Annotated in this window: 10 protein-coding genes and 1 pseudogene; 8 read left to right on the top strand and 3 right to left on the bottom strand. The window is 68.4% G+C overall.

The genetic code is table 11. From position 1 onward, the window contains the following. The first annotated feature begins 134 nt into the window (after window positions 1-134). Together HC022_RS03735 and HC022_RS03730 are read left to right on the top strand one after the other, a co-directional pair. Window positions 135-1,784, top strand: a complete 1,650-nt coding sequence (locus tag HC022_RS03735; RefSeq protein WP_167451390.1) for a di-heme-cytochrome C peroxidase — start codon at window positions 135-137, stop codon at window positions 1,782-1,784. A gap of 8 nt (window positions 1,785-1,792) precedes the next feature. Beyond that, window positions 1,793-3,028, top strand: coding sequence for a cytochrome P450 (locus HC022_RS03730; protein ID WP_167451389.1), 1,236 nt, complete (start codon window positions 1,793-1,795; stop codon window positions 3,026-3,028). A gap of 152 nt (window positions 3,029-3,180) precedes the next feature. Here HC022_RS03730 and HC022_RS03725 read toward each other — a convergent pair. Further along, window positions 3,181-3,881, bottom strand: a pseudogene (locus tag HC022_RS03725) (dihydroxy-acid dehydratase); the annotation flags it as partial. 22 nt (window positions 3,882-3,903) lie between these two features. Here HC022_RS03725 and HC022_RS03720 point away from each other — a divergent pair. Beyond that, entirely contained in the window at window positions 3,904-4,629 is a 726-nt protein-coding gene (locus tag HC022_RS03720; RefSeq protein WP_254884916.1) for a GntR family transcriptional regulator, read from the top strand. A gap of 28 nt (window positions 4,630-4,657) precedes the next feature. Here HC022_RS03720 and HC022_RS03715 read toward each other — a convergent pair whose 3' ends face one another. After that, entirely contained in the window at window positions 4,658-5,860 is a 1,203-nt protein-coding gene (locus HC022_RS03715; protein ID WP_167451388.1) for a Fic family protein, read from the bottom strand. Window positions 5,861-6,057: 197 nt separating this feature from the next. Further along, the gene (locus HC022_RS03710; RefSeq protein WP_167451387.1) at window positions 6,058-7,074 is read right to left on the bottom strand and encodes a LacI family DNA-binding transcriptional regulator; all 1,017 of its coding nucleotides are present in this window, start codon (window positions 7,072-7,074) and stop codon (window positions 6,058-6,060) included. Window positions 7,075-7,198: 124 nt separating this feature from the next. On the opposite strand from HC022_RS03710, the gene HC022_RS03705 reads away from it, so the two are divergent. From HC022_RS03705 to HC022_RS03685, 5 genes are all read left to right on the top strand, one after another. Beyond that, window positions 7,199-8,266, top strand: a complete 1,068-nt coding sequence (locus HC022_RS03705) for a sugar phosphate isomerase/epimerase (protein ID WP_167451386.1) — start codon at window positions 7,199-7,201, stop codon at window positions 8,264-8,266. Next, the gene (locus HC022_RS03700; RefSeq protein ID WP_167451385.1) at window positions 8,263-9,387 is read left to right on the top strand and encodes a Gfo/Idh/MocA family protein; all 1,125 of its coding nucleotides are present in this window, start codon (window positions 8,263-8,265) and stop codon (window positions 9,385-9,387) included. The genes HC022_RS03705 and HC022_RS03700 overlap by 4 nt, the downstream gene beginning before the upstream one ends. Then, window positions 9,380-10,885 carry a sugar ABC transporter ATP-binding protein gene (locus HC022_RS03695; RefSeq protein WP_167451384.1) on the top strand — a complete coding sequence of 502 codons (1,506 nt, stop codon included), beginning with the start codon at window positions 9,380-9,382 and terminating at the stop codon, window positions 10,883-10,885. Before HC022_RS03700 ends, HC022_RS03695 begins: the two co-directional genes overlap by 8 nt. Further along, window positions 10,882-11,886, top strand: coding sequence for an ABC transporter permease (locus HC022_RS03690; protein WP_167451383.1), 1,005 nt, complete (start codon window positions 10,882-10,884; stop codon window positions 11,884-11,886). Before HC022_RS03695 ends, HC022_RS03690 begins: the two co-directional genes overlap by 4 nt. A gap of 45 nt (window positions 11,887-11,931) precedes the next feature. Continuing rightward, window positions 11,932-12,846, top strand: a 915-nt coding sequence (locus HC022_RS03685; protein WP_167451382.1) for an ABC transporter substrate-binding protein, incomplete at its 3' end; no start/stop codon positions are given.

Raw genomic sequence — 12,846 nt, 5'->3', positions numbered from 1 at the left:
GGACCGGCGAACTTGGGATCTCTGCTATCCCGTCGGACCCGCGCGGGAATGCTGGACAGCGAGCCTCATCACGGCTTAGCATCTTAAAGTTGATAGACGAACCCATTGAGTCACGCTTTCTCATAGGTGGTCCCATGCGATTGATGTCCGGCATTCTTGCAACTTTCTGCATCGCGGGCGGCGTGGCTGCCGCGGAAGATCCTCCGATAGACCCCACGGCCGACCAGGGCTGGTCTGCGGAAATCCGCGAGCTCTTCTACCATGCGCCACAGGGGTCGCAGATGATCCCGGCGCCGTTCTTCCTCGCGCTCGAACGTGCCGACGGGCAGGGGCCGTTTTCCGACCCCGAGTATCTCGCAAGCTTCGGGTTCCTGCCCGCCGATGCCGCCTCCGAGGTGAACCCGCGCAAGCTGCCGGTGGGCTTCGCGCTCGATCCGCAGACCCAGCAGGTCGGGCTGACCTGTGCCGCCTGCCACACCGCCGACGCCACCGTCGAGGGCCGCACGCTGCGGATCGAGGGGGCGCCGTCGCATCTCGACTTCGACACCTTCTACGCCGCGCTCAACCTCTCGGTGCAGCTCTCGCGTCCCGCCCCGCTGGGGGTGCCGGGACGGTTCGAGCGGCTCGCCGCCGCGCTCGGGAAGACCGACCCCGCCGAGGTCCAGCAGCTTGGCGGGCAGTTCACCGGTTTCGCCGCCCAGCTTGGCGGTGACGCGCAGTTGCGGCGGCCCGTGCTGCCCTCGGGGCCCGGGCGGGTCGATGCGCTGACCCAGATCGTCAACGCGCTGGCGGTGCGGGATCAGATGATCTCCGCCAACCTTTACCCGGTCGCCTCGCCCACGAGCTACCCGGCGCTCTGGCTCACGCCGCACCTCGAGTTCGTGCAGTGGAACCCGATCGCGGCGAGCCCCATCGCGCGCAATGGCGGGCAGGTGCTGGGGGTCTTCGGCCACGGCAACCTGCGCGCCGATGCGGGGGCCGATGCCTTTGCCTCGACGATCCGGCTCGACGACCTCGCCGCACTCGAGGAATGGCTCAAGGATCTCGCCCCGCCCAAGTGGGACGAAGAGGTCATGGGGGCGCTCGACCAGGCGCTGGTGACGGAGGGCGAGACGCTGTTCGAGGCAAACTGCAAGGGCTGTCACGGGATGTATCCCTATGACCGTACCGATCCTGCCGCGAACATCATGGGCAAGACCTTCATCAAGATCACGCCGGTGGGCTATAGGGCCGTCGGCACCGATCCGGCCTACGTCGAGAACCTGCTCGGGCGGATGATCTTCACCAACCCGGTCACCTCCGCGCTTTTCGACGGCGCGCCGCTGGTGCCCGCCATCAGGTTCTTCGGCGGCACGGTGCAGGCGGTGCTGCATCGCTCGATGACCGACGCGGGCAAGACCGAGGAGGAGCAGCTCGCGCTGCACGGCTTCCGCTTCCATCTCGACGAGGCCGGCAACCTGGTGCCCGACGGGCCCGAGCATCCGGACCGGCTCAAGGCCGGGCCGCTGGCGGGGATCTGGGCCACGGGCCCCTACCTGCACAACGGCTCGGTGCCCACGGTCTACGAGCTGCTCTCCCCGCCCGAGGAGCGGCGCGCGGTGTTCTGGACCGGCGGGCACGAGCTCGACCTCATGCGCCTCGGCTACCAGTCCGGCGACGTGCCCGGCCGTTTCCGCTTCGACACCTCGCTGCGTGGCAACGGCAACCAGGGCCACGCCTTCCCGCCCGAGGGCCTGTCGCACGACCAGCGCATGGCGATCATCGAATACCTCAAGACGAAGTGAGCCGCGCCATGAGCTATCTCGCGAAGATCGAAACCCTGCCCGAGGGCGCGCGCTGGCCGCAGCTGCGCGACTGGATGAAGACGGAGCCGCTGCCGCTTTATGCCGAGCTGCGGGCCCATCGCCCGGTGCTGGTCCTGCCCGAGCTGACGCTGGTGACCCGGCATTCGGACTGCGTCGACATCCTTGCCCGGCACGACCTCTACAGCGTCGCGCCCTATGCGCCGAAGCAGGGCAGCTACTGGATGGCGCAGGACGACACCGCCCGGCACTGGCGCGAGAAGTCGATCATGCGCGCGCTGCTCGACCGCGAGCGCATCCCCGAGATGCGCGCCTGGGCCGAGGCCGAGGCGGCGCGACTTCTCGGCGAAAGCTGCGACGCGGTGGACGCGGTGAGGACGCTCACGCGCGGCGTGCCCATCGCCTTCGTCCAGCACTGGTTCGGCTTCGAGGACGCCGACCCCGAGGCGCTGCTGAAATGGTCCTACTGGAACCAGATGGATGCGTTCTGGAACCAGCCTTTCGATGCGCCGGCCTTCGCCACGGCGGACGAGATCGTGACCAGCCGCGAGGCCTCGAACGACGAGATGCGGGGCTATCTGGTGGGGCTTTTCCAGAAGAAGGGCGGCCAGTTGCAGGCGGGCGGGGCGCCGACCGACATGATCTCTCGGCTCATCGTGATGGCACGGGCCGGGGTGCTTGAGTTCAACGCCGAGCTTGCGGTGCTCAACGCGGGCGGGCTGCTGATCGGGGCGGTCGAGACCACCTCTCACGCGGCGGTGAACGCGGCCCGGGTGATCTGCGAGGATCCGGCCCGGCTGGAGGCCGCCCGCGCGGCGGCACGCTCGGGGGATGAGCGGGCCTTCGACGGTTTCGTCTTCGAGGCGCTGCGCTTCCGGCCGGCCTTCCCCTATTTCTTCCGCATCGCCGAGGACGACACCGCGCTTGCCCGGGGCACCGACCACGAGACGGCGATCCCCAGGGGCGCCATGGTGCTGGCGGTGACGCATTCCGCGATGTTCGACCCGACGGCAGTCTCCGCGCCCGAGACCTTCGACCCTAGGCGGCGGCTTCAGGACACCTTCACCTTCGGCTACGGGGTGCACGAGTGCCTCGGCCGCGCGGTGGGGGCGGCGCTGATCCCGGCCATCGTGAAGGCGCTGCTGCTCGACGAGACGCGCAGCCCCTGCGACGTCGACTACCGCAACGGCCCGGTGCCCGAGGCTTGGCGCTGGCAGCCGGTCTGAGCGGCGCCCCGGACACGGATCGGACCCCGCTGCCGGGAGAGGTCACCCGTCCCGACGGACGTGGCGCGCTCAGCGCCCGGTCTTCTCGCGCCAGGCTTCGAACTTCTTCTGGTTCTCGTCCTTGGTGCAGGGGTAGAGCCCGATGATCGGCGTCCCGGCCCGCCCCGGGGACCGGCATTGCGCAACACCATCACGGTGTCGGGGGTGACGTCGAGATCCTCGTCATCCACCGCCGCCTTCATCTCGGGGTATCTGTCGAAGACCAGCGCCGGGCCCTCGTGGAGGTTGAAGCGCGGATCGCAGGCGGCGGGCTTGATCACCGCGCCGTCGGGGCAGAGGTTGCCACGCAGCACCGCCAGCGAGCCCTCCTTGTAGACCGGGTTCGAGAGCGGCCGGATCACGTCGTCGTTGCAGACCTCGGCGCCATCGAGGTTTTCACCCAGCGTGCGGTCGGTGACCGTCAGGCACGAGGTGTCGAGCCGGTCCTCGATCTGTTTCATCAGTGCCCGGAGGCCGCCGGCGTGGTAGAAATCCTCCATCAGGTCGTCCTTGCCCGCGGGCCGCACGTTGGCGATCAGCGGGGTGACGCGGCCGAGCGCGTCGAGATCGTCGAGGGTCAGGTCATGGCCGGCGCGGCGGTCCATGGCGATGAGGTGCACCACGGCGTTGGTCGAGCAGCCGGTCGCCATGGCGCCCCGGCGGCGTTGCGGCAGGCGCTGGCGGTGATGATCCGGTCGGGCATCACGTTCTCCCACACCATGTCGACGATGCGCCGCCCGCAATCCGCGGACATGCGCTGGTGGCCGGAATCCACCGCGGGAATGGACGAGGCGCCGGGCAGCGTGATGCCCATGCCGGAAAGATGCGTGTTTTCAATGAATAAGACGACGCCAAAGCGCCCTGCAAAGATCGCGCCCCCGCGAGATATGCTCCCGCAGGGGCAGGTTCGGCGCGTTTCGGCAAGCCAGCAGGTGCACGAGGCGCTGCGGGCGCGAATCCTCGCGCTCGAACTGGCGCCGGGCCAGCCGCTGTCCCGCGCCGAGGTGTCCGAAACCTATGGCGTCAGCCAGACCCCGGTGCGCGAGGCCATGCAGCGGCTCGCCGACGAGGGGCTGCTCGAGATCTTCCCGCAGTCCAAGACCGAGGTCTCGCGCATCTACATCGGCCACGCGCAGGAGACCCAGTTCCTGCGCCTGTCGCTCGAGCTCGAGGTGGTCCGGCGGCTCGCGCTCGCGCCCGACCGGAGCTTCGTGGACGAAACTGACCTGCTGATCCGCCGTCAGGAGCGGGCGCTGGCGGATGATGACGTCGAGGCGTTCTCGAACCTCGACCGCGCGTTGCACCGGCGCATGCACAGCCTGCTCGGGGTCGAGACGCTCTGGGATCTGGTGACCGCACGCTCGGGCCACATCGACCGGCTGCGCAACCTGAACCTGCCGGGTCCGGGCAAGTCCGCCTCGGTCGTGGATTGCCACCGCCGCATCGCCGCCGCCATCCGCGCGGGCGATCCGGAGGGTGGCGAGGCGGTCGTGCGCGAACACCTCTCGGGCACGCTGGAGCGCGCCGAGGACATCCGCGCCCGTTACCCCGCCTATTTCTGATCCATGCGCGGCCGCGTGGGCCGTGCGCTTATCCCGGCAGGTCGCCGTAGGCAAAGAGGTTGGGAAAGAGCCGCTCGCGGTAATCCAACGGGAAGGCCAGCCGCACCGGGGTCTTCGGCGAGGCGGATTTCAGGAATCCCGCCGCGGTGAGCTTGCTCAGCGTGTTGCGCGCCGTGCGCTCCGAGGTCTTGAGCACCATCTGCGCCTCGCCCCGCTCGAGCGCCCCGTGCCGCAGCACCGCCGAGATCAGCTCGGGTGCGCGCTTGTCCTCGACCGTGTCCTCGACGAGCCGCCGGTAGCGCCGCTCAAGCCCCCCGAGGTCGAAGAGCCTGGCCGAGAAGGTGATCTGGTCGAGCGTGACCTCGAGAAACCAGTCGCAGAAGGTCTTCAGCGCGGCCTCGGAGAGATTGCCGCGCCCGTCCCGGTCGCCGCGCCGCGGGCTGTCGGCAAGGTCCATCATCCGCTTGTATTCGCCCGGGTCCGAGAGCCCCCGCGCCAGCCCGCGCGACACCGACCACAGCCCATGCCCGCCGATCCCCGCGGTCAGCGCCATGGCGTGCGACATCAGGCGGCTGACCCGCCCGTTGCCGTCGGGGAACGGGTGGATGTAGTTCAGCCGGTGATGCGCCGAGGCGATGGCGATGATCCTGCCGCTCGAGGACCGGGCGGCGATCTGGAAGCGCTTGTCGAAATGCTCCATGAAGGCCGCAACCCGCGACGAGGACGGCGGCAGGTGCCGTCCGACGGCCACCTCCTTGTCGCCCTCCTGCCGCAGGCGGCCGGGCACGATGGGCTCCTGGCTGCCGTCCGGCAGTTCGATCACCCGGAACTCGTCCGGCATCTCGTCGTAGAAGGTCTTGTGCACCCAGATCAGGAAGTCGACCGACGTCGGCCGCGGCAGGGTGCCGGCCCGGTGCATCTCGTCGATTTCGCGCTGTACGATCACATGCGCGCGCGCCTCAAGCGCCAGGGGGCGCGTCTCCTCCTCGAGCTCGGCACCGGCGAGCGCGCGCTCGATGTCGCGCGGCCGCGTGTTGTGGCCCTCGATCAGGTTGGAGTAGTAGCAGTTCATCACCCGCACGAGATCCGCGAGCTCGGCTGCGCTGTCGGGATGCAGCCCCTGTCCCAGCAGAGTGGCTTCGCGCTGGATGTCGATCGAGAGATCGGCCAGCGTGGCAGGGATGTGCTCCTCGAAGAAGCAGGGTTCGATCCGGCCCGGCGTTTCCAGCATTCTTGCCGATCCTGAAGGTGGGTGAAACCCATACTTTATAGAGCATTAGTCCCCATCGGTGCAAGCTTTTGCCGATGTTCCTTGCCGATGTTCGCGGCGGACTGCGCGAGGTGCGTTCATCCGGCGAAAGCGGCGGGGCGGAGTGATCCCGGAGCTGATCCCTGAGCGCCATCCTCGCTGCCGTCCGGGCGGCGGGGTCAGTCCTTGCGTAGCGCCGCGGTGCTGTCGCGGATCACCAGTTCGACCGGCAGGATGATCTCGGTGTCCGGCGAGGGCGCCTCACGATGCGCCAGCAACATCTCGGCGGCGCGGCGGCCGAGATGCGCGCGCTTCTGCCGGACCGTGGTCAGGGGCACGCTCACGTAGGCCGACATCTCGATGTTGTCGAAGCCGACGATCGAAATGTCCTCTGGTGTGCGGATCTTCGCGGCCCGAAGCCCTGCCATCAGGCCAATGGCCATCTCGTCGTTGTCGCAAAAGACGGCAGTCGGTCGTTCCGGCAGGGAGAGCACCCCGGCGCTGGCGGCGTGGCCCGAGCCGAGCGAGAACGCGCCCTCGATGCAGGGGGCGGGGGGCAGGCCTGCGGCCTCAAGTGCCTCCGCGACACCGGCCGCACGGGACACCGACAGCGAGTTCGACGCCGGGCCGGTCAGATGCAGGATGCGCCGGTGGCCGAGGGCCAGAAGATGCTCGACCGCCAGCCGGGCCCCGGTCTGGTTGTCGGCCAGCACCCTCGGCCCGTGCAGCCCGTCGATCCATTCGCAGGCCTGCACCACCGGCGGACAGGCGGCGTGTTCGAAAAGGCTCCGGTCGAGGCTGCCGTCCAGCACGATCACCCCATCCGCGCGCGAGCGGTTGAGGTAGGCCTGCAGACCGCGCCCGGCAGCGCCGGGATCGGTCTGGCGCGTGTCGAGCACGAGCAGGCTCAGCCCCTCGGCGCGCAGGGTCTCGGAAATGCCGGCGAGGATCTCTGAGAAGAACGGGTTGGCAAGGTTCGGCACCAGAGCCAGCACCGCCCCGACCTGCTGCTGCCGCAGGTTCCGGGCTGTCAGGTTGATGGTGTAACCGGTCTCTTCCACCGCCTTCTCGACCGCCGCGCGGGTGCGCTCCGACACGATCGAGGGATTGGACAGCACCCGGCTGACGGTGGCGGGAGAGACCCCCGCGAGCCTCGCCACATCATGGATTCGGGGTGTGGCAACCGGGTCTTTCACGGGGCGGTCTCTCCTTGTGTCGATGCGGCAGAATAGGCTGCGAAACTCCTGTTGAAAACCTTTTCATCCTGTGCCAGAGATAATGAAATCGATTTCATCTACAATCGGCCCAACGGGAGGACATATGCGGACATTGAAGGGCCCCGGCCTGTTCCTTGCGCAGTTCGTGGGCGGCAAGCCGCCCTTCGACAGCTTCGAGGGCATCACCCGCTGGGCGGCCTCCTGCGGCTATCTCGGCGTGCAGGTGCCCACCGGCGAGGCGTCGCTGATGGACCTCGATCTGGCGGCCGGCTCGAAGGACTACTGTGACACGCTGCGCGGCACCGCCGCCGCGAACGGCGTCGAGATCACCGAGCTTTCGGCGCATATCCAGGGCCAGCTCGTGGCCGTGCATCCCGCCTATGATCTCGCTTTCGACGGCTTTGCCCCGGCCTCGCTGCACGGCAATCCCGCCGCGCGGCAGGCCTGGGCGGTGGAGCAGGTTCTCAAGACCATCGACGCCTCGGCCAATCTCGGCATTGACCGGATGGCGGCGTTCTCGGGCGCCCTGGCGTGGCCCTATCTCTACCCGTGGCCGCAGCGGCCCGCGGGGCTGGTCGAGGCGGCCTTCGACGAGCTGGCCAAACGCTGGCGCCCGATCCTCGACCACGCGGCGGAGAAGGGCGTGAAGATCTGCTACGAGATCCACCCCGGCGAGGACCTGCACGACGGCGCGAGCTTCGAGATGTTCCTCGACCGCGTCGACCAGCACCCGGCGGCGATGATGCTCTATGATCCCAGCCATTACGTGCTGCAGCAGCTCGACTACATCGCGCATCTCGACATCTATGCCGAGCGCATCGGCATGTTCCACGTCAAGGACGCCGAGTTCCGCCCCGACGGGCGTCAGGGGGTCTATGGCGGCTTCCAGTCCTGGGTGGACCGGGCAGGGCGCTTCCGCAGCCCCGGCGACGGGCAGGTGGATTTCAAGGCGATCTTCGCCAAGCTCACGGCGATGGATTTCGACGGCTGGGCGGTCGTGGAATGGGAATGCGCGCTCAAGCACCCCGAGGACGGGGCCCGCGAGGGGGCGCAGTTCGTCAAGGACCACATCATCCGCGTGACCGAGCACGCCTTCGACGATTTCGCTTCGGCGGGCAGCGATCAGGCGGCGAACCTGCGGATGCTGGGACTGGGGAGCCGGGCGTCATGACCCACACGCCCATCCGGCTCGGCATGGTTGGCGGCGGCAAGGGCGCCATGATCGGCGAGGTCCACCGCATCGCAGCCCGGCTCGACAACCGCTTCGCGCTGGTCGCGGGGGCGCTTTCAACCACGCCCGAACGCAACGCCGAGAGCGCGGCCGCCTGCGGCATCGCCTCTGACCGCACCTACGACGACTTCGTCGAGATGGCCCGGGCCGAGGCCGCCCGGCCCGACGGCATCGAGGCGGTGTCGATCTGCACGCCCAACCACGTGCATTTCCCCGCCGCCCGCGCGTTTCTCGAGGCCGGGATCCACGTCATCTGCGACAAGCCGATGACCTCGACGCTCGAGGACGCCCGCGCCCTGGCACAGATCGCCAAGGCCTCGGATGCGCTTTTCGTGCTGACCCACAACTACTCGGCCTATCCGCAGCTGCGGCTGGCGCGCGAGATGGTGGCGCGCGGCGACCTTGGCCCGCTGCGGCTCGTGCAGGTGGAATACGCGCAGGATTGGCTGACCGAGCCTTCGGACAGCAAGCAGGCAAGCTGGCGTGGCGATCCCGCGAAGGCCGGGGCAGGGGGCTCGATCGGAGACATCGGCACCCATGCCTACCAGCTGGCGCGCTTCGTGACGGGCATGGCTCCCGACCGGCTGGCCGCCGATCTCACCAGCTTCGTGCCCGGCCGGGCGGTGGACGACAACGCGCAGATCATGCTGCGCTACGCCTCGGGCGCGAAGGGCTCGTTCTGGTGCAGCCAGGTTGCCTCGGGCACCGAGAACGCGCTGCGGCTGCGGATCTACGGCGAAAGGGCCGGGATCGAATGGCTGCACGAGGCGCCCGAGACGCTGTGGTTCACGCCTTTTGGCGCGCCTGCGCAGAAGCTGCGGCGCGGGGCCGCGACCATGGCGGGCAGCCGCGTGCCGCCGGGCCACCCGGAGGGCTATCTCGAGGGGTTCGCCAATATCTACGCCGAAGCTGCCGACGCGATCCGCGCCCATCAGGCGGGCACGCCGCACGAGACCCTGCTGCCGGGCATCCGCGACGGCATAGAGGGGCTCGAGTTCATCGACGCCTGCATCCTGTCGGCCAGGGCGGACAGCGCCTGGGTGGAGACCGGCCATGGCTGATCCGATCCTGTCCCTCAACGGCGTGAGCAAGTCCTTCGGTCCCATCGAGGTGCTGCACGGCGTCGATTTCGAGCTGCGCCCGGGCGAGATCCACGCTCTGATCGGCGAGAACGGCGCGGGCAAGTCGACCACGATGAAAATCCTCGGCGGCTACATCGACGCGAGCGACGGCGACATCCGCTGGCAGGGCGCGCCGGTAACCTTCGCCAGCTCCGACGAGGCCGAGGCACGGGGGATCGTGATGATCCACCAGGAATTCAACCTCGCCGAACACCTTGGCGTCGATCAGAACGTCTTTCTCGGGCGCGAGATCAAGCGCAGCTGGCGACTCGACCACAAGGCGATGCGGGCGCGCACCGCAGAGCTGCTGGCGCAGCTCGAATGCCCGGTCGACCCTTCGGCCAGGGTGTCGGGCCTTTCGGTGCCGACCAAGCAGATGGTCGAGATCGCCAAGGCGCTCTCGCGCGATCTGCGGGTGCTGATCATGGACGAGCCCACGGCCGTGCTGACCGAGCGCGACTGCGAGATCCTGTTCCGCCAGATCGACCGGCTGCGCGCGCAGGGCGTGGCGATCCTTTATACCTCGCACAAGCTCTCGGAGGTTAAGCGCATCTGCGACCGGGTGACGGTGCTGCGCGACGGGGCGATGGTGCGCTCGGCGCCGGTGTCCGAGATCACCGAGGACGAGATGGCCGCCGCCATGGTGGGGCGCGAGCTCTCCGACCTCTACCCCGCCAAGGCGGTGCCGCAGGACGAGGTGATGCTCGAGGTCGAGGGGCTGTCCGTCCCGGGCCTCATCGAGACCGCCAGTCTGACGCTCCGTCGCGGCGAGGTGCTGGGCATCGGCGGCCTTGTCGGCGCCGGTCGCACCGAGCTGGCCGAGGCCATCGCCGGACTGCGCCCCCGCAGCGGTCGGGTCCGGCTGATGGGCGAGACGCTTCCCGCAGGACAGGTGAAGACGGCCATGGAACGCGGCCTCGTCTACCTGACCGAGGATCGCAAGGGCGCCGGGCTGCTGCTCGAAAAGGGGCTGCGCGAGAACCTCACGCTGCCGCTGCTGGACCGTTTCGGCGCCGTGCTGATCGACCGCAAGGCCGAGGAGGCGGCGCTCGACAAGGCCATCGCCGATTTCGCCATCCGCGCGCCGGAGCGCGACATGCCGGTCGGCAACCTGTCGGGGGGCAACCAGCAGAAGCTGCTTCTGGCGAAGACCCTGCTCAGCGATCCGCAGGTGATCCTGATCGACGAGCCCACGCGCGGCATCGACATCGGCACCAAGCAGCAGATCTACACGCTCATCTCGGGGCTGGCCGCGGCAGGGCACGCGATCATCGTGATCTCCTCCGAGATGCCCGAACTGATCGGGCTCGCCTCGCGGGTGCTGGTGATGCACGCGGGCCGCATCGTCGGCGGGCTCGAGGGCGACGACGTGAACGAGGGGGCCATCGTCCGGCTGGCGATGGGCCTTGAAGAGACCAGCGAAGAGGCGGCTGCATGACCATGGCCACGACACAGAAATCCACCGGGCGTCCGGGCCGCAGGATCGACCTGCAGGTGATCGGTCCGATCCTTGCGCTGATCGCGCTTCTGCTGATCGGCATGGCGCTGAATTCGAACTTCCTGAGTTATGCCAACATCACCAATGTCCTGGCGCGCTCGGCCTTCATCGGCATCATCGCGGTTGGCATGACCTTCGTGATCACCGCCGGCGGGCTCGACCTGTCGGTGGGCTCGATGGCCGCCTTCGTGGCGGGGCTGATGATCCTGGTGATGAACCTGCTCACCGAGAGCATGGGCGTCACGCTTCCGGTGATCCTCATCGGCATCGCGCTGGCGCTGTTGGCCGGGCTGGTCGCGGGCTTCATCAACGGCATCCTGATCACCCGCGTCGGCATCGAGGCCTTCATCGTCACGCTCGGCACCATGGGCATCTACCGCTCGCTGATCACCTGGCTCGCGGATGGCGGCACCCTGTCGCTCGGCTTCGAAATGCGCGAGCTCTACCGCCCGGTCTATTACGGCGGCATCGCCGGCATAAGCTGGCCGATCATCGCCTTCGTGGTGGTGGCGGTGCTGGGCGAGATCGTCATGCGCCATACCGCCTTCGGCCGCCACTGCGCCGCCATCGGCTCGAACGAGAAGGTCGCGCGCTACTCGTCGATTTCGGTGCTGAAGGTGCGGCTCGCCACCTATGTGCTGCTCGGCCTGCTGGTCGGCTTCGCCGTGGTCATGTACGTGCCGCGCCTCGGTTCGGCCTCTGCCTCGACCGGCCTATTGTGGGAGCTCGAGGCGATCGCCGCGGTGATCATCGGCGGCACGCTGCTGAAGGGCGGTTTCGGCCGGGTCTGGGGCACCGTCGTCGGCGTCCTGATCCTCAGCCTGATCGGCAACATCCTCAACCTGACCGATTTCGTGAGCCCCTACCTCAACGGAGCCATCCAGGGGGCCGTGATCATTCTTGCCGTGGTCCTGCAGCGCAAGGGAGCCACCGAGCGCTGAGCGGCCACTGACACCCATGTCGTCTTTCTTTGGGAGGAACACCAGATGACGAAGACCCTGATCGCAACCACCGCGCTGGTCGGCGCCCTTGTCGGGCCGATGTCGGGCATGGCGCTGGCCGAGACCATCGGCGTCTCGATCCCCGCCGCCACGCACGGCTGGGCCGGAGCGCTGAATTTCCACGCCGAGCGCACCATCGAACGGCTGAAGGAGGTCTACCCCGAGCACGAGTTCGTGCTTGCCACGACACCCGACAGCGCCACGCAGGTCTCTGACCTCGAGGACATGGTGGCCACCCGCGGCATCGACGCCCTGGTCGTGCTGCCGTTCGAATCCGAGCCGCTCACCGGCCCGATCCAGCGCATTGCCGACAGCGGCACCTGGGTAACCGTGGTGGACCGCGGGCTCGCCGTCGAGGGCATCGAGACGCTCTACGTCGCCGGTGACAACGACAGCTTCGGGCGCACGGCGGGTCAGTATTTCGCCGACACACTCGACGAGGGCGCCAAGGTCGTGGCCATGCGCGGCATCCCCTCGACGGTGGACAACGAGCGGGTCGAGGGCTTCGAGGCCGCGCTCGACGGCTCGGGCATCGAGGTTCTGGCGATGGATCACGGCAACTGGAACCGCGACACCGCCTTCACGCTGATGCAGGACTGGCTGTCGCGCTTCCCCGAGATCGATGCGGTCTGGGCGGCGGACGACGACATGGCCGTGGGCGCGCTGGCCGCCATCGAGCAGGCCGGGCGGACGGGCGAGATGATCGTTGTCGGTGGCGCCGGCATGAAGGAAATGGTCGACCGGATCCGCAGCGGCGACAGCACCGTGCCGGTCGACGTCACCTATCCGCCTTCGATGATCTCGACCGCCATCGAGATGACCGTGGTCGGCGTCACCGGCGCGGCACCGATGAGCGGCGAGTTCATCATCGCCTCCGAGCTGATCACGCCTGAGAATGCG

The sequence above is a fragment of the Salipiger sp. HF18 genome (assembly GCF_011806505.1).
Lineage (GTDB): Bacteria > Pseudomonadota > Alphaproteobacteria > Rhodobacterales > Rhodobacteraceae > Salipiger > Salipiger thiooxidans.
Note: the sequence above shows the minus strand (reverse complement) of the source record. Positions and strands in the feature narration are given on the sequence as shown.